The following is a 20,673-nucleotide window of genomic DNA, read 5'->3' as shown; positions in this document are numbered from 1 at the left end:
GCGGCTTGGCTTGATGCTCGCGTTGGCGTAACCTTAGATCTCGTTCCACTGAAAGCTCCTGATTGGATCTGGACTCGCGCACCAAAGCGAGACTATGAATTGGTCGCTAACCGATCCGATGGGCGATGGTGATCGACGGTTTTCATCCAACCGCTTGCAAGGATAGTAGGAGTGAGCGTGCCCCTTTCGCATTCCTCAGACACGCCACAGGATCCGCAACTTCGCGCTCTTCTGCGCGTATGGGCCGGAAAACTGGTCGATTCCGATGCCGCCGCGGACCGCGTCGTGCAGCGAACCATCAACATCATCTGCGACAATCCCGAGCTCTTGGATGGCGCTCGAATGAATGAAGCGCTCTTCGCCCTCCTGCGCCGGCACGCCTTCGACGAAAACGACCTCGGAGCGAGCCGACAGAGTAAGGGTTCAGTATCGACTATCGGCAGAGCGTTGGGCGGAGAGACTATAAAGTCCAAATAATCCCCAGCCGGAGCGAGCTGTTGTCAATGCGCCGGCCCACCGAACACGGAACCTTTCCTCCCACCGACACTCCAAGCAAGGCGCCTGTTGTTGGCGTCGTGCCGACCGCTTATGGCCCGGGCTAAAACGAAGCCGTTCCCGTTATGCAGGTCGTCACGTTTCCGCCGACCCATATCGCGTCGGTGTCCTGGATCACACGCACTCGCCCTTCACGCCCGAGAACAGTCCCCTGCGCTGCCGTATAGACAGTTGCGGCAATGCCGCTGCCAATCAGCCAGCATGCGATGCCCGCATTGAGGCTGCCGGTGACGGGATCTTCGAAGCCTGCGGCCGTAAACGCCCGCACCTCGAGGTCGGCATCCCGGCCATCGTCTTGCGGATGCCATGGCGCGCAGACCCCGACCCGAATGCCGGAGATCGCACGGAAATCGGGTTTCAACGCAAGAACCTCCCGGCGGCTTCTCAAAAGCAACGCCAGCCAACCGGGACCATTGTCCACCCATTGCGCCGCGACGACATCTTCGCGCGAAAGATGAAGGCCATTCAGCACTTGCTCGAATAAGGCCGGTTCAAGATCACCCTGCCGGATGAGCGGCGGAGCTGCGAAAGCCAGACCGTCCTCGAACTTCCGCACGCGAATGAGACCGGCTGCGCACTCCTGAACAATATCCCTCCTCGGAAATTCGCCCTGTGCAGCAAGCCACGCATGGCAACTGCCAAGGGTCGGATGCCCCGCGAAAGGCAGCTCCGTCAGAGGCGTAAATATCCGGACACGATAATCCGCTTCCGGATTTTGCGGACGGAGCAGAAACGTCGTTTCGCTGAGATTCGTCCAGTTTGCGAAGGCCGCCATCTGCCCATCCGCCAGATCATCCGCATCCATGACAACAGCGAGCGGGTTGCCGCGCAGTGGTTGGGACGAGAACACATCGACCTGCTGAAAGCCCAACGTCAGCGTCTGTTTCCCTTGCATGGAATCGCACCTCTCCTGCGTCTTTGGAATCCCGCTTGGCCAAGCAGGCTTTCACGGCGTAGGCAAGTGTCTATCGCGTTTCGGCGCCGATCTCGATCCAAATCTCCAGATCTGCATTAAACGCTGAAGACCGGCCAAGACTGCGATATCTGACAGCAGAGCCTTCGCCGGTGGGCAGATACCTGAAACCACAAGCGAAAATTGCCGACGGCATTCGCGCCATCACAACGATCTCTCGCCGGGGCTGGCCGCCAGTATGCGGTCAAGCGGCTCGAACAACTCGGGCATTGCCATCGTCGATGACAGCAGGAGCTTGGCGGGAGGGACGGCGATGACTGTCAGTCTTTGCCCCTTGGTTATCCTTGCGGACACAACGGGGCGCCCCTCCTCGTCGAAGGTCATGATGAGGTCTGGAAAGGACGCTATCCGATGACCATCAATATCGAAGGTCATGAACTCGTTGATGAAGCGCAGCTTCCCCTTCGTGGAGATGGTCACGTGGCCGATGTCCAGGCCGTCGCGCCGTTCACATTGATAGTCGATTACCTCCCCTTCCAAGGCGATCTCACCTTCCATGTGCCGTACCACGGCCTCAACGCCTCCATCGAGCAGCGCCCGCCCAACGCCAATCGCCTGGCTGATCGCACCTGGCGCACCGTTATCGACGGCAAGGGAAAGCGGCACCGGATTGCGGGCGACGGCCACAAGTCCGCCCGCTTCTACGGAAGCACCGCGAACGATGTTGGCCGCTCTCTCCAGCGTTCCGGACAGCAAGCCTTCGACAAAATGCTCGCTGTCGCCGCCTGCATAGGCCTGCTGCGAGCGGTAGCCTTCCATTCTGTGGAGCCCCAATGCCCCCATCAACCCCGTTGGATGAGCACGGCCGTTGCAGGCAAGGTCCAGCACCGGCAATCCGGTCAAGGCGGATTGTAGCCAGCCATTGACGGTTGTCTCAGCTCCGTTCTCATTGGTGTTGATGGCAGCAATTCGCGGCTCCACCTGCCGAATTTGTGTGAGAGCCCGCAGCATATGAGCCGCACGAACATAGGCCCGCGGAGACGAAGGCGCCCCCACGAGTGCGACCGTGACGCAAAGCGTCTCCGGTGATATCTCCCCCGGACTCCACAGTTGCGGGGTCCCCGCCTCTAATGCCAGTCTCGCGGAGCGTAGTCCCTCGTCGATCGATCCTCCTCCGCCGCCGCCGAGAATGGCTCCTCCCAGGACGGCCGGTTCGATGTCGTCTAATGTCAGCGTCCGTTTCATCTCAGCGCAAACCCGCCGTCCGGATAGAGCGTCGATCCCGTCATGAACGTGTTTTGCATGAGGAAGGCCACCGTACCGGCCACTTCATCCGTGGTGCCGACACGCTTCAGCAGTGCAACGTCGCTATACGACGAGAAGGACGCATCACGCAGTTCCGTCGGCTGGCGCTGCCATAGGTCGCTGTCAATCGTGCCGGGCGATACGACGTTCACCCGCACCGGCGCCAATTCCACAGCAAGCGAACGGCCGAGGCCCTCAATCGCGGCATTGCAGGCGCCATAGGCGGCACCGTTCGGCGCCGGACGCACGCTATAGGCACCTGCCATCAACGTGATGGAACCGTCCTTTGCTAGGTGAGGCAGAGCATGTTTGACAGCGTAATATTGCCCCCAAAACTTCGACTTGAACGAGCTTTCCGCCACTTCGTCGGTCACTTCATCTATTCGGCCGCGCGCATAAGACGCTCCTGGCGTGAAAAGATGGTCGATTGCTCCAGCCGCCTCGAAAAAAGCCTTGATCGAGGCCTGATTGAGATTGTCGACCTCAGCTCCTCGTGCCGAGGAACCCAGACGTTGGACCGCCTTTTCGATGCGCTCGCCGTTCCGGCCGCCGACGACGACGGAGGCTCCCAGCGAAATGGCGATCTCCGCGACGCACAAGCCGATGCCGGAAGTGCCGCCGATGATGGCAACTGTCTTGTTGGTAAGCATATTCAGTCCTTGTTGAACGAGTGGTTGGTCGATGTTTGAATGTCGCCATCGCCTTTGGGCGTGCGCGATGTAAGCTTTGCGTAGAATGGCACCAGCACCCGCTGGATCAGCCAGTAGGAAAGCCCGGCGGCGCAAAGTGCGTTTATGGAGGGGATGCCGATACTGATGTAGAAGCCGACGAGGAAGCCTATGGCCCAGCTGAACAGACCTGCGGGATTCCAGGCTTCGCTTGCATCCGGCACCAGTCCGTGGATAGCCGAACGGTCCAACAGAGCCCTCTGCCGACGCAGGACGAAATAATCCACGATCATGATCCCTCCAACGGGAGGAATGGCAACGCCCAGCACAATGAGGAACCCAGTGAACTGTTGAAGGCCGCCCCAAATCGACAACAGGGTCCCGCAAGCGCCGATGACGAGCGTTGCAGTCGTGCGGCCAATCGAAATGCCGAAAACGCTCTGGAAGAAATTCACGACACCGAGCGAGGCGGAATACAGATTCCAGTCATTGATCTTCCCCGTCGAGGCGACCAGGATAATGATACCGACAAAGCTCGTTGTCGTGAGGATGATCTTGACGACATCCGCGCTGCCTACGGCGTGCGCGAGCAGAACGCCGATAAGACCGACCAGATATTCCCCGAATGTGATGCTGACCACGGTTTGCTTGACGACGTCAAATGCGGAGCGGTTGAACCGGCTCATATCAGGCGTAACAACCGCGCCGATAATGAACGAGCCCGCAACCATGGTCGCCCCCGCGGTTAGGCTCAGTGCCGGGCCGGGAGCATCAGAATTGATCAGACTTTGGAGTGAATGGGTCGAGAGTGCCGAAGCGATCGACCAGCCCGCCAGCACCAGAAATGCCGGAACCGTGACATAGGCAAACCAGGCCATTGCAGAGAAGCCGAAGGTGACGACGAGAGTAACCGCCAGACCACACGCCACGGCCCAGCCCCAAAATGGCAATCCGCCCGTCAGGGACTGCATTCCGGAAGCGAATATTACATTCTGAACAGCAAACCAGCCGACGAGACTGATGGCTATGACCAGCGACAGCAAACTGGAGCCGTGTCGTCCGAATCCGGTCCAACGGGCCAGCATCGCCGTGCTCATTCCTTCCCTTTGCCCTGCGATGCCGACAAAGATCGAAACGATCTCCAGGATGACCGCCCCCAAGGTCAGCGCCAGAAAGGCGTCCTTGAAGGTCATGCCGTAGCCGAGCAGTGCACCGACCATGAATTGAGAAAGACACGAGAGCTGGCCAAACCGCTGCATCGCAACCGAGAGCCAGGAATAACGCGCACTCATCGGTACTCGAGTGAGGGTAAAGTCATCAAGATCGTGATTTATGTCTGGCCGATTTTCCATTGTCTGTTCCCTTTTTCTTCGTACCGTGAGCCCGGCACGCGGAACAGACATTAATCGTTCTTTCAATTCTCAGTTTATCCAATTACTCTCAATATATCGGAATTTAATTCCGTTATAGGGGGACACATGATTTCCAGCGAGCATTTGACGGCGATCCGTACGTTCATGCAGGCCGCCAGAAGCGAGAATTTCTCGGATGCAGGTGCAAAGCTCGGCTTGACGAGCTCGGCGGTCGGCAAGGCAGTAGCGCGGCTTGAAACGCGGCTCAGCGCACGCCTGTTTCACCGCACAACGCGCCAAATGACCCTGACGGAAGATGGCGCGCTGTTCCTGCAGGCATGTCAGCGCGCCTTCAATGAGCTCGAAGCCGCAGAAGCAACCTTGACCTCCAGAACGCGCGAACCCGCCGGCAGGCTCAAGATCAGCCTGCCGGAACTGCTGGGCCGCAAGGTAATCATGCCGATTCTGTTGGAGCTGTCGCAGACCTATTCCATGCTGACCTTCGATGTCAGCTTCTCTAACCGGCTCACCGACCTGGTGGAAGACGGCATGGATCTCGCCGTTCGAATTGGAAACGTCGGAAACAGCGCCGATCTGGTCGCGCGTCGCCTGGGTACGCAGAACATCGTCATCTGCGCATCGCCCGACTATCTCACCCGCCGCGGTACACCAGAAGCCGTGTCCGACCTTGCGGGGCACGACTGCATCACCTATTCGCGAAGCGACGGGCGGGCGCCGTGGTTACTGGCCGATGAGACCGGCCTCGTCCGGCAGACGGACGTTTCCGGCACGTTCAGCGTTGGCAGCTATGATGCAATCTATGACTGCGTTTTGCGCGGATTCGGCGTGGCGCAACTCCCCGAATGGCTTGTCGCCGATGCCTTGAAACAAGGAACTGTCGTGACTGTCATGCAAGCCTTCGCTCCGAACGGATTGCCCATTCAGGCCGTATGGCCACATCGACGTGACATGAATCTGAGAACACGGGTGCTGACCGACTTGCTTGTCTCACATTTTCGACAGTTTTAACGGCCTCTCGAAACGGTCGAGATTGACGGCGATCGTCCATAGGGCTGCACATCCGGACAAACGCATTTGCTCGTCGGCGCCCTGCGAATCGATAGATATCCTTGGAGAAGGGTTGTGCATTCCTACCACTTTTCCAGACAATGAGTCTGGAGATATCAATGTTTCGCCAGCCGCAACGGTGGCCTGGCCAGAATCCTGGCGCCAGCGGCTTCTCTTCGCCTATCAAAAGACATTGAAGTTGGAGTATGATGACAATCAGGTCTTTGGAAATGATCGGCTTGTGAGCAAAAATACGAAATCACGCATGAAGTATCGTCCCGTTGTTCTTATTGGCTTTCTCGCCTTCGCAGTTATCGTCATGAGCTCATTCGTCAGCCGCTCCGCTTTGGGGTTGGTTGTCAGAGCCTGCGAGATCAATTCCACCCTCACGGGATCGCCGTATCCGTGCCTCAAAGTCGTTCAGGCACAGGATCCATTGTCTTCCTACGCGGTGCTGCGCGAGCCGACCGACAAGGAACGCACGATTCTTGCGCCACTGGCCGACGTGCCCGGTATCGAAGACCCCCGACTTCTGACGGCAGGAGCACCGAACTATTTTGATGAGGCGTGGCGGGAGCAATCGACCGGCACCGGCCTGCGCGAGGAAGGAGTTTTATCGCAGCGTTTTGCGCTCGCGATAAACGCCGCCAATTGGCGCACACAGGATCGGCTCCACATCCATATGGGGTGCGAGACGCCCCGCTTTCGCGCGCTCTTGAAGACACATGCCGCAGAAATCGTAAGTGACAGGTTTACAAGCCTGAAGACCAGAGCCGGTTGGTGGGCTCTCTTCCACAAGGCTGACGACCTCACAAATCTGAACCCTCTGAAGCTGGTGGCAGACGGTCTGCAGGGAGCCCGCTCGGACATGGAGAACGTTGTCGTTGGCGTCTTCGGCTCGACATTGCCGGACGGTCAGCGCGGCTTCTATATTCTGGCGAGGATCATGGGAGAAAACAAATCTCATGGATCTGCAGAGGACATGATCGATCCCAAGTGCCAATCCTAACGCCCGGCAAGCCGTTGCGACTTTCCTGATATCTATCCATGCAGCATGGATGGGAGAAAGCAAGGGACGAACCTTTGCTGAAGCGTAGAGCTCGAAAGAAGTTCGGCATCGCGTCCGAGCCAGTATCTTACTTTCGTTCCTTGCCACATCTCATCCTTCAAAATGCATAGACTCCATCGTGAGCGCCAATTTGACAAACCATTCCCCTTATAGTCTATAAAAATAGTTTGTTATTTCTATCGATCACCCCGTTCTTGTCGCTAGGCTTCGTCCATTGAAGTCAGGGAACCGCCGGAAATGGACGCCCGGCAAAGGGGACAGATATGAAATTCAAACAACTCGTCGCCGCGGCCGCCTTCGGTCTCGCCAGCATCTCGATCGCGGTTGCCGCGAATGCGGCCGACAAGAAGGTCGTTGTCGGCTATCAAACCGATGCGCTGCCTTCCTCCGTCGCCATTGCCAACGGCGATTTCGCCAAGGAGACCGGCTACACGATCGACTTCCGCAAATTCAACTCGGGAGCAGAGATCTTTGCCGCCATCGCATCGGGCGATGTCCAAATCGGCTATGTCGGCTCGAGCCCATTTGCAGCCGCCGCATCGCGCGGCCTTGAGGTCAAGGCTTTCTACCTCTCGTCCATCTCTGGTATCGACGAAGCGCTTGTGGTGCGCAACGGCTCCGGCATCAATACCCTCGCCGACCTGAAGGGCAAGAAGCTCGCGGCAGCACCGGTTTCGACCGACCACTACCAGTTGCTCGCTCTCATCAAGTCGCTCGGCCTCACGGAAAAGGATGTGCAGGTCTTCGCCGTCCCGCAGCCCGAAATCGTGGCCAGCTACAATCGCGGCGATATTGACGGCGGCTTCGTCTGGGATCCGGCGCTGAGCGAATTGAAGAAAAACGGCAAGGTCCTCGTCACGTCAAAGGACGTCGCTGATAAGGGCGCGCCGACCTTTTCCGCCTGGGTGGCAACATCGAAATTCGCAGCCGACAACCCGCAATTCCTGAAGGCCTATGCCTCTGTCATCAACAAATACTATGCCTCTTTCGCCGCGGACAAGGCGGCTTGGGGACCGGAGAGTGACAACGCAAAAGCACTTGCCAAACTGCTCGGCGGAACTGCGGATCAGCAGGCAGCCGCGCTCAAGAACCTTACTCTCCTGACACCCGACGTACAGGCATCGGCCGACTGGCTCGGTGGCGGCGAAAAGTCGGGGGCGGCGAAAATCTTGAAGGACACGGCAACCTTCCTGAAGGGCCAGGGCAAGGTCTCCGACATTCTGCCGAGCTATGGCGCCTTCGTAACAGCCGATGCGCTCGTGAGCGCAAGCAACTGATCCTCCCTGACGCCGGCGTGCCTGTCGCGCCGGCGTCGAACGTTCGAGAAAAAAGCCATGCTTCAAGTCGATCACGCCAGTGTATTCTTCGCAGCGTGGGACGGGAGAACCGTTCACGCGCTCGATCGCGTCTCCTTCAATATCCCCGAACGCGGCATCGTGGTTGCCCTAGGTTCTTCCGGTTGTGGCAAATCCACCCTGCTCAATGCGATCGCCGGCTTCCTGCCGCTTTCCGAAGGATCCATCACGCTCGATGGTAGGCCTGTCTCCGGTCCGGGCTCGGATCGTGGCGTGGTCTTCCAGAAAGATTCGCTGCTGCCGTGGAAGTCCGTTGCCGATAATGTCGCGCTTGGACTGCAGTTTGCGGGCCTGGGACGCAGCGAACGGCGTGAGCGTGCTTTGGAGTTGCTCCGTCTGGTCGGGCTGACGGACTTTGCCAACGCAACGCCTTATGAACTCTCGGGCGGAATGCGTCAGCGCGTGGGCATCGCCCGCGCATTGGCAACCGACCCGGACATTCTGTTGATGGACGAACCCTTCGGCGCGCTCGACAGCCTGACGCGGGAGCAGATGCAGGAACTACTCATCTCCATCTGGGCCAGAACCAACAAGCGGATCTTCTTCATTACCCATTCGATCGAAGAGGCCCTGTTTCTGGGCACCGAGGTGCTGGTGATGTCGCCGCGGCCGGGCCGGGTCGTCGCCCGCTTCAATCTCGATTTCGTGCATCGTCTGGCCGCCAACGGCGATGCGCGGTCGATCACCACTTCCCGCGAATTTGCCGAACTCAGAGAGGAAATTCGCGCGATCCTTCACAATGCAGACAATATCAGGAGCGCGGCATGACCGACATTACTGGCACTCGCCCCGTTTCCGTCCGTTCGCCGGAAGTAAAAGCAAAGCTTGTTCGCATGCCCGGATTCGGCGTCGGTGCGAAGCCGACAATCGCGATCAGCCTCGTAACCGGAATTGTCTTTTTGGGCGCCTGGTGGTTCGTCTCCAAGCTCGGCCTGGTCTCCCACCTCTTTCTCCCGCGGCCCGACGAAGTCCTGACGCAAATCGGCGTCATCTACCGCGATGGCTATGCTGGCGCCTCACTCTCGGAACACATAATCGCAAGCCTGTTTCGTATCGTCGTCGCGGCGGCGATTGCGATTGCGGTCGGCATTCCTGCCGGCCTGCTGATGGGCCTTAGCCGCTGGGCGAAGGGGATTCTGGACACGCCGATCGAATTCTACTGGCCGCTGCCTCCGCTTTCCTACCTGCCGCTGATGATCATCTGGCTCGGCATCGGCGAAACCTCCAAGATCACCCTGCTGGTACTCGCCATGTTTGCACCGATCTGCCTGTCCGCTCAGGCCGGTGTGCGCTCGCTTCCTCTCGAGCGTGTCAATGCAGCGCGTTCGCTCGGCGCAAACCGGCTGCAACTCTTCCTTTCCATCGTCCTGCCTTCGGCCTTGCCGGAGATCCTGACCGGCGTCAGAATTGCCTTCGGTATTGGCTGGGGAACGCTGGTGGCGGCGGAACTCATCGCCTCGACGCGCGGCATCGGTTTCATGATCATGTCGGCATCACAATTCCTGGCAACCGACGTCGTCTTCGTCGGCATCGGCATAATCGCCCTTTGCGCCTTTGCCTTCACGGCGACGATCCGCATTCTCGAAGCAGTTCTCGTTCCGTGGAAGGGCAAACTCTGAGCGCATGATGGACGGGTGTCACCCATCTCCGTCGCGGCGATACCTTCCCATCCAATACATGCAGGCATGGTCATGAGCAGCAGCGAATTTCTCTGGTACATTCCCAATGACACGAAGCCCGGCCATCGAGGCGACTCCACAGTCGAAAGCCACAACAGCCTGGAAACGTTGACGAACCACGCCAAGGCGCTGGAAGAGCATGGCTGGAAAGGCGCGCTGATCGGCACCGGCTGGGGGCGGCCTGATACCTTCACCGTTGCCACCGCTCTTACCGCAAGAACCACAAGCTTCGAGCCGTTGATCGCCATTCGCCCCGGCTATTGGCGGCCTGCACAATTCGCATCCGCGGCCGCCACATTGGATCAGCTGAGCGGCGGCCGCGTGCGCGTCAACATAGTCTCCGGCAAGGACAATCTCGCCGCTTATGGCGACAGCGAGGGAGATCAAGCGCAGCGATATACCCGCACCCGGGAATTCATGCGGCTGGTTCGCAAGCTTTGGACCGAAGAGAGCGTTACTTATGAGGGTGAACACTTCCGCGTTGCCGAATCAACGGCAGCGCCGCGGATTCAGGCTTGCGGCGAGCGCAGGCACCCCAAGCTCTATTTCGGCGGCGCTTCGGAGGCGGCCGAAAGCGTGGCGGCCACCGAGGCGGACGTTCAGCTCTTCTGGGGTGAGCCGCTTGATGGCGTACGCGAACGGATCGAGCGCTTGAAGTCGCTGAGCAAGGCGCTCGATCGCAATCTCGCTCCGCTGGAATTCGGCTTGCGCATCACCACGCTCGTGCGCGAGACCAGCGCAGAGGCGTGGGCGGACGCCGAAGCAAAAGTCGCCAGGATGGCTGAAGATAACGGCACAGGCTGGCATGATCACCGGCAGTCCATTGCAGTCGGACAGAGACGCTTGTTCGACCTCAATGCACGCGGCGATGTACTCGACGATAACCTTTACACCGCACCGGGCAGATTCGGTGGCGGCGGCGCCGGGACCACATGGCTGGTTGGGTCGGCAGAAGAGGTTGCCCGCTCGCTGCGCAAATACAGAGAGCTGGGCATCACGCATTTCGTCCTGTCGGATACGCCCTACCTGACGGAAATTCAGCGCCAGGGGGATCAATTGCTGCCCCTTCTACGCGACTGATTACCTAAACAGCCGTTAGCTCTACCCACAGAACATCGAGAACACGCGACTTTCCAAGCCGCGCTCCGTCAATTATGACGGTTTCATGACAATAAATGCATGGAGTTTTGATGTTAGGCTGGTTTCGCAAACTCATGCCGCGCGAGGATCGTTTTTTCGATCTCTTCGCGCAGCACTCGCGCACGATCGTCGGCGCTGCTGAAGCCCTGAACGAACTTTTGGCCGGCAAGGACATCGACGCGAAAGGCCGGCGGATCATAGAGCTTGAAAATCAGGCTGACGGCATCACGCGCGATGTGCTGCTTGCGGTGCGGCGCAGCTTCATCACGCCATTCGACCGCGGCGACATCAAGGATCTCATCATGTCCATGGATGACGCCATCGACATGATGCACAAGACGGTGAAAACCATCCGGTTGTTCGAGCAGAAAAGCTTCGATCCCGGCATGCAGCAGATGGGCGAAGTGATCGTCAGAGCCGCGCATCTCGTCGCCGAGGCCGTTCCTCTTCTCGATCGCATGGGTCCCAATGCCTCCAAGCTTGCCAATCTCACGGAAGAGATCGTCAAGGTGGAGGGTCGCGCCGACGAACTCCACGACCAGGGACTGAAGGATCTGTTCCGCAATTACGGCGCCTCCAATGCCATGGCCTTTATCATCGGCAGCGAGATATACGGCGAACTGGAGAAGGTTGTCGACCGCTTCGAGGACGTCGCCAATGAGATCAACGGCATCGTGCTCGAGAGCGTCTGATGGAGGCCACCCTCGCCTTTCCCTTGCTGATAGGGATCATCGCCACTGCCTTGTTCTTCGACTTTCTGAACGGGCTTCATGATGCAGCAAATTCCATCGCCACCATCGTGTCGACCCGTGTCCTGCGGCCGCAATATGCGGTCCTGTGGGCAGCGTTCTTCAACTTCATCGCTTTCCTCTTTTTCGGGTTGCATGTGGCCGAGACGCTCGGAACCGGCATTATCGATCCGAGTATCGTCGATGCCTCCGTCATCTTCGCCGCACTGCTGGGAGCGATCGTCTGGAACATCGTCACCTGGATATTTGGGATACCCTCCAGCTCGTCGCATGCGCTGGTCGGCGGGTTGATCGGCGCCGGCCTCGCCAAGGTCGGCGTAAGCTCGATCGTCTGGCTCGGTGTCTTCAAGACGGCCGGCGCGATCATGATGTCACCCTTGATCGGTTTTATCCTGGCGCTATTCCTCGTCCTGATCGTGACTTGGCTATTCGTGCGACAGACACCCTTTGCCGTCGACAGCACATTCCGCATCCTGCAGTTCTTCTCGGCGTCGCTCTATTCGCTGGGACACGGCGGCAACGATGCGCAGAAGACCATGGGCATCATCGCCATTCTCCTTTATTCCCAAGGATATGGCGGAGGTTCCTTCCATGTTCCGCTATGGGTCGTGCTTTCCTGCCAGACAGCCATGGCGCTCGGCACACTGTTTGGCGGATGGCGGATCGTGCACACGATGGGCTCGAAGATTACCCGTCTCAATCCGATGCAGGGATTCTGCGCGGAGACCGGTGGCGCGCTGACGCTCTTTGCCGCGACCTGGCTTGGCATACCGGTATCCACCACCCACACCATCACCGGCGCCATCATTGGTGTTGGTGCCGCTCGTCGCGTTTCGGCGGTACGCTGGGGTATCGCGGGCAATATCGTGATCGCCTGGATCATTACACTGCCGGCGGCGGCAGCGATCTCTGCACTTTCCTACTGGGGCATGCAGCTTTTCAGGTAAGCAAGCAGAAGCGACGATGAACGAAAATGACCGCGACTTGCAAAGCCGCGGTCATTAAACTTCTTGTTATCAATTGCTTATTGGCAATTATACATGTCCGGCATCAAAACTCTTCCCATGAGGAGGCCGCAGCAGCAGTCGCGCCGCCCGAGCCCGTAAACGCACCGGCGATACGTGACCGCAGCGAACGCGCCGGCGAAGCGGCGGCTTTCGACTGCTCCGTCGCCATTGCGGGTCGTGACTGGCCGCGGTCGCCATTGAGCGCGAACTGTCCAAGCAGCTCGTTCAAGGCAGTGACTTCTTTGGACAGGCTGTAGCTCGCAGCCGTGGACTCCTCGACCATGGCTGCATTCTGCTGCGTACCCTGATCGATGGTGTTGACCGCAGTGTTGATCTCCTGCAATCCGGTTGCCTGCTCACGCGCGGCCTCGACGATCGCACGGACATTGCGATCGATGTCTTCGACTTCCTTGACGATCTGCTGAAGCGACTGCCCAGTTCGCGACACGAGATCCACGCCGCTGTCGACCTGCTGGCCGGACGTCGAAATCAGTGCCTTGATTTCCTTGGCAGCCTTTGCCGAACGCTGAGCAAGCTCACGCACTTCCTGAGCAACGACGGCAAATCCCTTGCCGGCTTCGCCAGCTCGTGCCGCTTCAACCCCTGCATTGAGAGCGAGCAGATTTGTCTGGAAGGCGATATCGTCGATGACGCCGATGATGTTGCTGATCTCGCTCGACGATTTCGAGATGGCCTCCATGGCGGCGATCGCCTCGCGCATGACTTCGCCGGACTTTTCGGCGCCGACGCGGGCCCGTCCGACCAACGAGCTCGCCTCTTCCGCCCGCCGGGTGGAATCCTTGACCGTGGTGGTGATTTCCTCGAGTGCCGCGGCGGTCTCCTCCACCGAGGCCGCTTGCTGCTCAGTGCGTTTGGAGAGATCGTCGGCCGCCGAGCGGATTTGGCTGGCACCGGCTGCGATCGCTTGACCGCCCTGACCGACCGCGCGCAGCGTCTCCTCAAGCTTTGCCATCGACGCGTTGAAGTTCGTCCTCAGCTGATCGAGGTGGGCGACGAAAGGCTTCTCGATGCGATAGACCATGTTGCCATTCGAAAGCTCAGACAAGCCGCTCGCCAGCCCATCAACGGCGAATTGAGTATCGGCCGCGTCCTTGGCCTTCTGCGCCTCACGTTCCAGTCTTTCCCGTTCAGAGAGGCTTCGCCCTGCGGCAGCTTCCTGCTCCAAGCGAATACGCTCGAGCGCATTGTCGCGAAATACAGAGACTGCCGCCGCCATCTGACCAACCTCGTCCTTGCGGCCAAGGCCTGAGATCTGTTCGTCCGTATGGCCGTCGGCAAGCGATACCATACGGGCTCGCAGTCGCTCGATAGGTGTGGTGATACCGCGGGCAGAAACAAGAATTGCGATCAGGATTGCCGCGGCAAAGAGAAAACCGAGTGCGACAAGCGTATTGGTGATCGTGCTCGATGCATGCTCATCAAGTTTATCGCTCTTGGTGTTGATGTTGTCGTTTAAGGTATCGAGCCAGTGGCGGACGGCAAGGACTTCATCTTTGATGAGGGGATCTGCCTGCTTCAGAAGCGTGGTGGCCGTATCGTTGTCATCGACCAGCCCAGCCTTCACGGCCCGATCGGTCAGCGCAACAATGTCATTTGCCTTCGCAGCCAGCTTGTCGATCGCATCCGCTTCGGCTGGAATCAACTGTTTGGCTGTCGCGACGCGAGCGAGAAGAACAGTCTTGTTCTCCTCGTAATCTTTCGAAAACGTCGCCATTGCCGGGTCTTTCCTGCTGTAGACCAGGATTTGATAGGCATTGTAGCTCAGTGCTGTCAGCCGCTGGCTGGCTCTGGACATCTCGACGGCCGCTGTCTCATCCTTCGAAATGAAATTCGAATAGGTGCCAACGCTATCCTTATATTGGCTCGATATAAAGAAGACGCTTGCAACCCCGATCAGGCAGATCGGGATGATGATGGAGAGTACTTTCGTCCTGATTTTGGCATTCTGGAGAAATGACATGATTTGCCTGCTCTCGGTGAAGAGCCGACAATCGCGTGCACGCCGCAGAGTGCGTCCGCGCCAATGATTGCCTGCCGTGGGGGAGTCGGGAGCATCGCAGATAAAGAGCGTCCTGCTCACCACCAATGGCGCTGCAAAGCAACAAAAACATAACTGGCTGACAAATCGGTTAATTTAACTAAATATTACACAATTTTTAAATATGACATAAATATTATATTCTAATAATATCGTCATATATAATCATTGATTGAAGCAATACTTCACTCTCAATCTTTACGTTTAAACACAAGAGCAAATTGCGATGAATTTATACTTTTAGATGCCACATAACACAACAACAACCTTGAGGAAGATCAATATATTTCCCTCCACCCCAACCAGAACCCCTCGTATTCACCCGTACACGAAGATGAGGCACTCGCTTCTTGTCGCAGGCGGCCATCGGCCAGCAGGGATTAGCACCAACTCTCAATAATGGTATATTGACATAAATTTAGCCCGGGCTATATTTTTTGCAGCGAGCTGGAGAGGCCCCATGACAGACTCGATTGCCCGGCAGACCCTGTCGGAACGTACGGATACGCAGATTCGCGAAGTTCTGGCCGGCAGGCGCCGTGGGTTCCGATCCGCCCTTCTTTTCGCAGGCCCGGCGGTCATTGCTTCCATTGCCTACATGGATCCAGGCAATTTCGCGACAAATATCCAGGCGGGCTCCGGTTACGGCTATTCTCTACTTTGGGTCGTGTTGGTGGCGAACCTTATCGCCATGCTCTTTCAGGCGCTTTCGGCAAAACTTGGCATCGTCACCGGCCGCAATCTTGCAGAGCTCTGTCGTGACGAATTTTCAGCGCCCGTCCGTTATACAATGTGGGTCGTCAGTGAAATCGCTGCGATGGCGACGGACCTTGCAGAATTCCTGGGTGGCGCAATCGGCCTCTCGCTCCTCTTCCAGATGCCGCTCATCGCCGGTATGACGGTCACCGCAGTGGTGACCTATGGCGTGCTGTTGATGGAGAAGCGCGGCTTTCGACCCATGGAATTGATCATCGGCGGCCTGGTTGCCATCATCAGCCTTTGCTACATCGCCGAGATGTTCATTGCTCCCGTTGCCTGGGGCCAGGCAGCTCTCGGCACGATCCTGCCGTCGATCCCGGATTCTACGGCCCTGACCATCGCAGTCGGCATCATCGGCGCAACAGTCATGCCGCACGCAGTCTATCTGCACTCCGGCCTCACTCAACATCGCGCTCCGGGCCGCAACGACAATGAGCGCCGGAAACTCGTCTTCTTTTCGAATTGGGAATGCGTGATTGCGCTCGCCGTCGCCGGAGCTGTGAATATGGCCATGGTGATCATGGCATCGGCCGCCTTCCATGCGGGCCATTCCGATGTCGCAGAGATCGAAAGCGCCTATCACACCCTCACACCTCTGCTCGGCGGGGCGGCGGCAAGCATCTTCCTGATCTCCCTCATGGCTTCCGGCATCTCGTCGTCGGCAGTCGGCACCATGGCCGGGCAGATGATCATGCAAGGCTTCGTCGGCTTCCGCATTCCCGTCTGGATACGCCGTCTCGTGACGATGCTCCCGGCATTCGTCGTCGTCCTCATAGGCGTCAACACCACGGAAGCGCTCGTCTATAGCCAGGTCGTGCTATCCTTCGCGCTACCCATTCCGATGATCGCGCTCGTCATGTTCACCCGAAACCGCGCCATCATGGGCAACTTCGCCAACGGCAGGCTGACCGATATCGCGGCAATCGGTGGAACGATCGTCATTCTCGGCCTGAACGCGATCCTGCTCCTCCGGACTTTCGGCATCCCGATCCCCGGCTTCGGCAACGGCTGATCCATATCTGGGGATCGGAGACCGGAGTTTCATAACGGAGTTGCATTCTTTATAGTCAAGGCTAAACGTCATTACACGACTCTTAATCTCATGAGGGTAAGCCGCCTTGACGAAACCACCCGCCGCCCCGGAAAGCCGCCTTGCTTCTACCGAAGTCGAGACGCATGTCGAGGCGTTTCAGAAAAGCCGCGATGACCGGCGCACGGAGCTCATGGAGGATTACGTCGAGCTCATCGCCGACCTGATAGAACATGCCGGTGAGGCGCGTCAGACTGACATCGCGCAGCGGCTCGGGGTAACCCAGCCTACCGTGGCAAAAATGCTCAAGCGGCTGGCGGAAGAAAACCTCATTACCCAGCGCCCTTACCGCGGCGTCTTCCTGACAGAGGAAGGACATCGCCTCGCCATGGCGACGCGGCGGCGACATCAAGTCGTCGAGGCCGTCCTCTGCCGTCTGGGCGTCGATCCCGACACCGCGAGAAACGACGCCGAGGGCATCGAACATCACGTCAGCGAGAAGACCCTGGAAGCTTTTGAGCGCTTCCTGAAGACATGATGGCCACAAGGCAGGACCAAAGAGCCATTTTTGGCACAGCTTCAATAAGAATGAATTGAAACTAGTCTACGAACAACTGCCTGACTTGACCAGTCAGCCGGTATCAACGCAAGTTTTACGAATATTCGCTAGGCAGAATTTAGCGAACCGCCGGTCCCATTGTTTTGCATTCCGCCTATCCGACCGGCACAGGGAATCATGATGAACGCCCAGGATTTTAGTTCCACCATATTCGATCTCGCTCCCGTTGCCATGTGGCTGGAGGATTTCAGCGGAATCAAGGAGCAATTCGAACATTGGCGGAGCGAAGGGGTCAGCGACCTGCGCTCTTTCTTGCTAGCCGATCTGCGCCGCGTGGCGACCTGCTCGCAGAATATCCGCGTCCTCGCCGTCAATGCGAAAGCCCTGGATCTGTTTGAAGCGCAATCTTTCGAAGCTTTGGTTGGCGGGCTTTCCGATATTTTCCGAGGCGAGATGCTTCAAAGCCATGTCAATGAGCTGGTGGCGCTTTGGGAGGGAAAGACGGAGTTTTCGAGCACGGCAATCAACTACACGCTGGGCGGACGCAGACTGGATATCCAGCTTCGCGCCGTCGTCCTGCCGGGACACGAGGCCTCCTGGGACCGCCTGCTGCTGACAACAGAAGACGTGACGGCACGCGAGGAAGCACGGCGCGAGGAGGAACGCCAGCGCCGCTACGCGGAGGGAATGTTCGAACATTCGCCGGTCTCACTCTGGGTCGAGGACTTCAGCCGCATCAAAATCCTGTTGGACGACATCCGCAAGCGCGGCATCATCGATTTTCAGGTCTTCCTCGACGTGCACCCCGAGTTCGTGCAGCAATGCATGAGCGAGATCAGCGTGCTCGACGTCAATCAGGCCACGCTGGATCTGTTCTGCGCGCCGGACCGCCAGACCTTGCACCAACGGATCGGCGAAGTCTTCCGCGACGATATGGAGAAGCATTTTCGCGGTCAGCTCGTGGAATTGTGGAACGACCGCCTCTTCCATCAGCGCGAAGTGCTGAACTACGCCCTCGATGGCTCCGAACGCCACGTTCTGTTGCAGTTTTCCGTCTTCCCGGGCCATGAACACGACTGGTCGCTAGTTCAGGTCGCACTGACGGATATTACCGCGCGTAAGAAGGCCGAGGCCTATCTCGAATATCTCGGCAAGCACGATGTCCTTACCAGGCTCTACAATCGCGCCTTCTACATGGATGAGGTCAACAGGCTGGAACGCAAATCCTTGCGGCCAGTCTCTGCCATCGTCATCGATCTCAATGGTCTGAAGGAGGCCAATGACGAGAGCGGGCACGATGCCGGCGACTCGTTGCTGCGGCGCATGGGAGAAGTACTCTCCAGCGTGGTGTCCCAGCCAAATCACGCCGCCAGGATCGGCGGCGATGAATTTGCTGTTCTTATGCCGGGAGCCGATGAAATGGCAGCGGCCGCCATGGTCGACACCATCAACGAACTGCTGAAGATCAACAATCAGTTCTATTCCAGCGCGCCTCTCAGCGTCGCGGTCGGCGTTGCCACCAGCCTGCAGGGCGAAACCATAGAGGCCACTGTGAAACGGGCCGATCTGGGAATGTACGAGCACAAGAAGGCCCATCATGCGGCGGTAGCCAAGGTGGATATGCATCACGCAAAGCATGGTGCCTGAAGTCGACATCCTGCATTTCTGTCCCTGCTAATGACTGGAAGGCCAGCCGCCAAATATCCGGCAAGCGGGAACAAAAATCCGCCGCGTCTCATTTGGCCTTGCGGACACACGGAGTTTTTACATGGAAGATCAAGCGACGGGCGTCGTCATTGCCACCCGGACGGCCCTGGATCAGGCCTCCGCGCTTGCGGTTCAATATGGCTTCTCGATCCTCGGCGCTTTCATCCTGCTGATTGCCGGCTGGATTCTTGCAGGCGTCGTCAGTCGAGCATCCTACCGTGTCATCTCGCGTATCCGCGGCATCGACGAAACGCTGGCGAGCTTCTTCCAGAACCTCCTGCATTATAGCCTGCTGATCCTGGTGTTCATCACCGTTCTCGGGCAGTTCGGCGTTCAGACCGCCTCTATCATCGCCGCACTTGGCGCCGCAGGCCTCGCCATCGGCCTCGCACTCCAAGGAACGCTTCAGAATATCGCCGCCGGCATAATGTTGCTGATCCTGCGGCCGTTTCGGGTTGGCGAATACATCGAGACGACGAACGTCAAAGGCTTCATCAAGGATATCGGTCTTTTCGCAACGGAAATGAGAACCGCGGACGGCCTCTATCTGATGGCGCCGAATTCTACCCTTTGGAACACGCCGATCGTCAATCACAGCCGCGAGCCCGACCGCCGCCAGGAGCTTTCGATCATCCTCGCCGGTGGCTCCGATATCGAACTCGCGCGCAAAATCATTCTCGACGTGGTCAAATCCGATCAACGTGTCCAGACCACCCCCTCGCCTGTCGTTTATATCGACGATCTGTCCGCTGGCCAGACTACACTGAAGATCGACTATTGGACGATCACTTCGGCCTGGACGCCTACCCGCCAGGACGTCATCTCGAAGCTGCTGGCGCAGTTGGCCGCCGCCAATATCGCACTCAAGTAGCGGCCGGCGCATGTCGCGCAAAAGTGTTGCGCGATTTTGCGACGACGACAGGCGAAACATCAAGAGCCTGAGCCGAGCACCTCTCCGGCCAGCACCTGGATGGCGCTACGCATCCGCTACCATCGTACGCGATAATCCAGGCGAAGATTGCCTGACGGAGTGAGCTTCTGCGGATCGGTGAAGGAAGCGGAGAAGTTGAGGTGTGGGGCGATCGGCTGCTGGAATGATACTGCGCTCGAGAAGATGCTACCAACCTGTTTGAGGTTGCCGCTCGCAGATATGGACGTTCCAGTCCAGGGAACCGCAACGGTTACGGCCTGCGACGCGGTAATCAAGGTCGGTTCGTTTCGCCCGCCCGCATAATTCAGGCTCAAGGACCGGGAGGAGCGCATATCGAGATCCTCAGAGGCAATCCAGCTATGTGTGCGGCCAAAACACAGCGATCCCGCGCCATTGAGCGTGTCAACACGGAGCGCCATTTCACGCATCGGTGAGTTCGAAAAACGCCCCGGGTGGTCAACCGCCATCCACCAGAAGGTTGCAAGCCTGCTGTCGCGAGGGATCGTTCCATTTATCGCACCCGCGAGACCCAGATCGACACCCGCGCTCACATCCCAAGCCAGGGGCAATCGAAAGCCGACCGTGGTTTTATAGGTGCGGGGTGCAACCTTCACCGGCGACCAGATCATCAAGTCACCGGCACTAGGACTGGCATTGGCACCGGCACTTCCAGCTTGCGACAGCGAAAGCACAGTTGCAAGAACGCCGAGCAAGGCGTGCTTTGCAGCAGAAGCCATTCATAGACCCATTTGTTTTCGCCCAGCACAA

19 protein-coding genes are annotated in these 20,673 nt (G+C 58.2%); 13 read left to right on the top strand and 6 right to left on the bottom strand.

The features are described from left to right. The first annotated feature begins 171 nt into the window (after positions 1 to 171). Positions 172 to 477 (top strand): hypothetical protein, encoded by a 306-nt coding sequence (locus tag GGD46_RS22195; RefSeq protein WP_184707995.1) that lies wholly within the window; start codon positions 172 to 174, stop codon positions 475 to 477. Between the two features lie 121 nt (positions 478 to 598). Here the strand turns inward: GGD46_RS22195 and GGD46_RS22190 are convergent, their stop codons facing one another. The 4 genes from GGD46_RS22190 to GGD46_RS22175 form a co-directional block, all read right to left on the bottom strand. Next, entirely contained in the window at positions 599 to 1,450 is an 852-nt protein-coding gene (locus GGD46_RS22190; protein ID WP_184707993.1) for a PhzF family phenazine biosynthesis protein, read from the bottom strand. Between the two features lie 222 nt (positions 1,451 to 1,672). After that, complete coding sequence (locus GGD46_RS22185; RefSeq protein WP_184707990.1) at positions 1,673 to 2,713, bottom strand: DUF917 family protein; 1,041 nt, start codon at positions 2,711 to 2,713, stop codon at positions 1,673 to 1,675. Beyond that, positions 2,710 to 3,423, bottom strand: coding sequence for an SDR family oxidoreductase (locus GGD46_RS22180; RefSeq protein ID WP_184707987.1), 714 nt, complete (start codon positions 3,421 to 3,423; stop codon positions 2,710 to 2,712). Before GGD46_RS22180 ends, GGD46_RS22185 begins: the two co-directional genes overlap by 4 nt. A gap of 2 nt (positions 3,424 to 3,425) precedes the next feature. Continuing rightward, positions 3,426 to 4,733, bottom strand: coding sequence for a cytosine permease (locus tag GGD46_RS22175; RefSeq protein WP_210325674.1), 1,308 nt, complete (start codon positions 4,731 to 4,733; stop codon positions 3,426 to 3,428). A gap of 186 nt (positions 4,734 to 4,919) precedes the next feature. On the opposite strand from GGD46_RS22175, the gene GGD46_RS22170 reads away from it, so the two are divergent. From GGD46_RS22170 to GGD46_RS22135, 8 genes are all read left to right on the top strand, one after another. Beyond that, a complete protein-coding gene (locus tag GGD46_RS22170; protein WP_184707981.1) occupies positions 4,920 to 5,822 on the top strand; it encodes a LysR family transcriptional regulator in 903 nt (300 codons plus the stop codon). A gap of 22 nt (positions 5,823 to 5,844) precedes the next feature. After that, positions 5,845 to 6,870 carry a CDP-diacylglycerol diphosphatase gene (locus GGD46_RS22165; RefSeq protein ID WP_246806441.1) on the top strand — a complete coding sequence of 342 codons (1,026 nt, stop codon included), beginning with the start codon at positions 5,845 to 5,847 and terminating at the stop codon, positions 6,868 to 6,870. A 323-nt stretch (positions 6,871 to 7,193) separates the two neighbouring features. Further along, positions 7,194 to 8,207, top strand: coding sequence for a taurine ABC transporter substrate-binding protein (tauA, locus tag GGD46_RS22160; RefSeq protein WP_184707978.1), 1,014 nt, complete (start codon positions 7,194 to 7,196; stop codon positions 8,205 to 8,207). A 57-nt stretch (positions 8,208 to 8,264) separates the two neighbouring features. After that, entirely contained in the window at positions 8,265 to 9,053 is a 789-nt protein-coding gene (locus tag GGD46_RS22155) for a taurine ABC transporter ATP-binding protein (RefSeq protein ID WP_184707976.1), read from the top strand. Continuing rightward, positions 9,050 to 9,904 (top strand): ABC transporter permease subunit, encoded by an 855-nt coding sequence (locus GGD46_RS22150; RefSeq protein ID WP_184707973.1) that lies wholly within the window; start codon positions 9,050 to 9,052, stop codon positions 9,902 to 9,904. Before GGD46_RS22155 ends, GGD46_RS22150 begins: the two co-directional genes overlap by 4 nt. 72 nt (positions 9,905 to 9,976) lie before the next feature. Continuing rightward, positions 9,977 to 11,044 (top strand): LLM class flavin-dependent oxidoreductase, encoded by a 1,068-nt coding sequence (locus GGD46_RS22145; protein ID WP_409527704.1) that lies wholly within the window; start codon positions 9,977 to 9,979, stop codon positions 11,042 to 11,044. Positions 11,045 to 11,154: 110 nt separating this feature from the next. After that, positions 11,155 to 11,796 carry a DUF47 domain-containing protein gene (locus GGD46_RS22140; protein WP_184707969.1) on the top strand — a complete coding sequence of 214 codons (642 nt, stop codon included), beginning with the start codon at positions 11,155 to 11,157 and terminating at the stop codon, positions 11,794 to 11,796. Then, positions 11,796 to 12,800 carry an inorganic phosphate transporter gene (locus tag GGD46_RS22135; protein WP_184707966.1) on the top strand — a complete coding sequence of 335 codons (1,005 nt, stop codon included), beginning with the start codon at positions 11,796 to 11,798 and terminating at the stop codon, positions 12,798 to 12,800. Before GGD46_RS22140 ends, GGD46_RS22135 begins: the two co-directional genes overlap by 1 nt. 103 nt (positions 12,801 to 12,903) lie before the next feature. Here GGD46_RS22135 and GGD46_RS22130 read toward each other — a convergent pair whose 3' ends face one another. Next, positions 12,904 to 14,841 (bottom strand): methyl-accepting chemotaxis protein, encoded by a 1,938-nt coding sequence (locus GGD46_RS22130; protein WP_184707963.1) that lies wholly within the window; start codon positions 14,839 to 14,841, stop codon positions 12,904 to 12,906. 538 nt (positions 14,842 to 15,379) lie between these two features. Between GGD46_RS22130 and GGD46_RS22125 the strand changes: the two genes are divergently transcribed. The 4 genes from GGD46_RS22125 (at position 15,380) to GGD46_RS22110 (ending at position 19,845) form a co-directional block, all read left to right on the top strand. Next, a complete protein-coding gene (locus tag GGD46_RS22125) occupies positions 15,380 to 16,690 on the top strand; it encodes an Nramp family divalent metal transporter (RefSeq protein WP_184707960.1) in 1,311 nt (436 codons plus the stop codon). Between the two features lie 106 nt (positions 16,691 to 16,796). Beyond that, positions 16,797 to 17,246 carry a manganese-binding transcriptional regulator MntR gene (gene mntR, locus GGD46_RS22120; RefSeq protein WP_184707957.1) on the top strand — a complete coding sequence of 150 codons (450 nt, stop codon included), beginning with the start codon at positions 16,797 to 16,799 and terminating at the stop codon, positions 17,244 to 17,246. A gap of 201 nt (positions 17,247 to 17,447) precedes the next feature. Next, a complete protein-coding gene (locus tag GGD46_RS22115) occupies positions 17,448 to 18,914 on the top strand; it encodes a sensor domain-containing diguanylate cyclase (RefSeq protein WP_184708049.1) in 1,467 nt (488 codons plus the stop codon). A gap of 121 nt (positions 18,915 to 19,035) precedes the next feature. Then, a complete protein-coding gene (locus GGD46_RS22110) occupies positions 19,036 to 19,845 on the top strand; it encodes a mechanosensitive ion channel family protein (RefSeq protein WP_184707954.1) in 810 nt (269 codons plus the stop codon). 116 nt (positions 19,846 to 19,961) lie between these two features. Here the strand turns inward: GGD46_RS22110 and GGD46_RS22105 are convergent, their stop codons facing one another. Continuing rightward, positions 19,962 to 20,642, bottom strand: a complete 681-nt coding sequence (locus GGD46_RS22105; protein ID WP_184707951.1) for a hypothetical protein — start codon at positions 20,640 to 20,642, stop codon at positions 19,962 to 19,964. Positions 20,643 to 20,673 lie beyond the last annotated feature (31 nt).

The organism is Martinezella lusitana (assembly GCF_014207095.1).
GTDB classification, from domain to species: domain Bacteria; phylum Pseudomonadota; class Alphaproteobacteria; order Rhizobiales; family Rhizobiaceae; genus Rhizobium; species Rhizobium lusitanum_B.
This window is presented reverse-complemented; position numbering and strand designations above follow the sequence as displayed.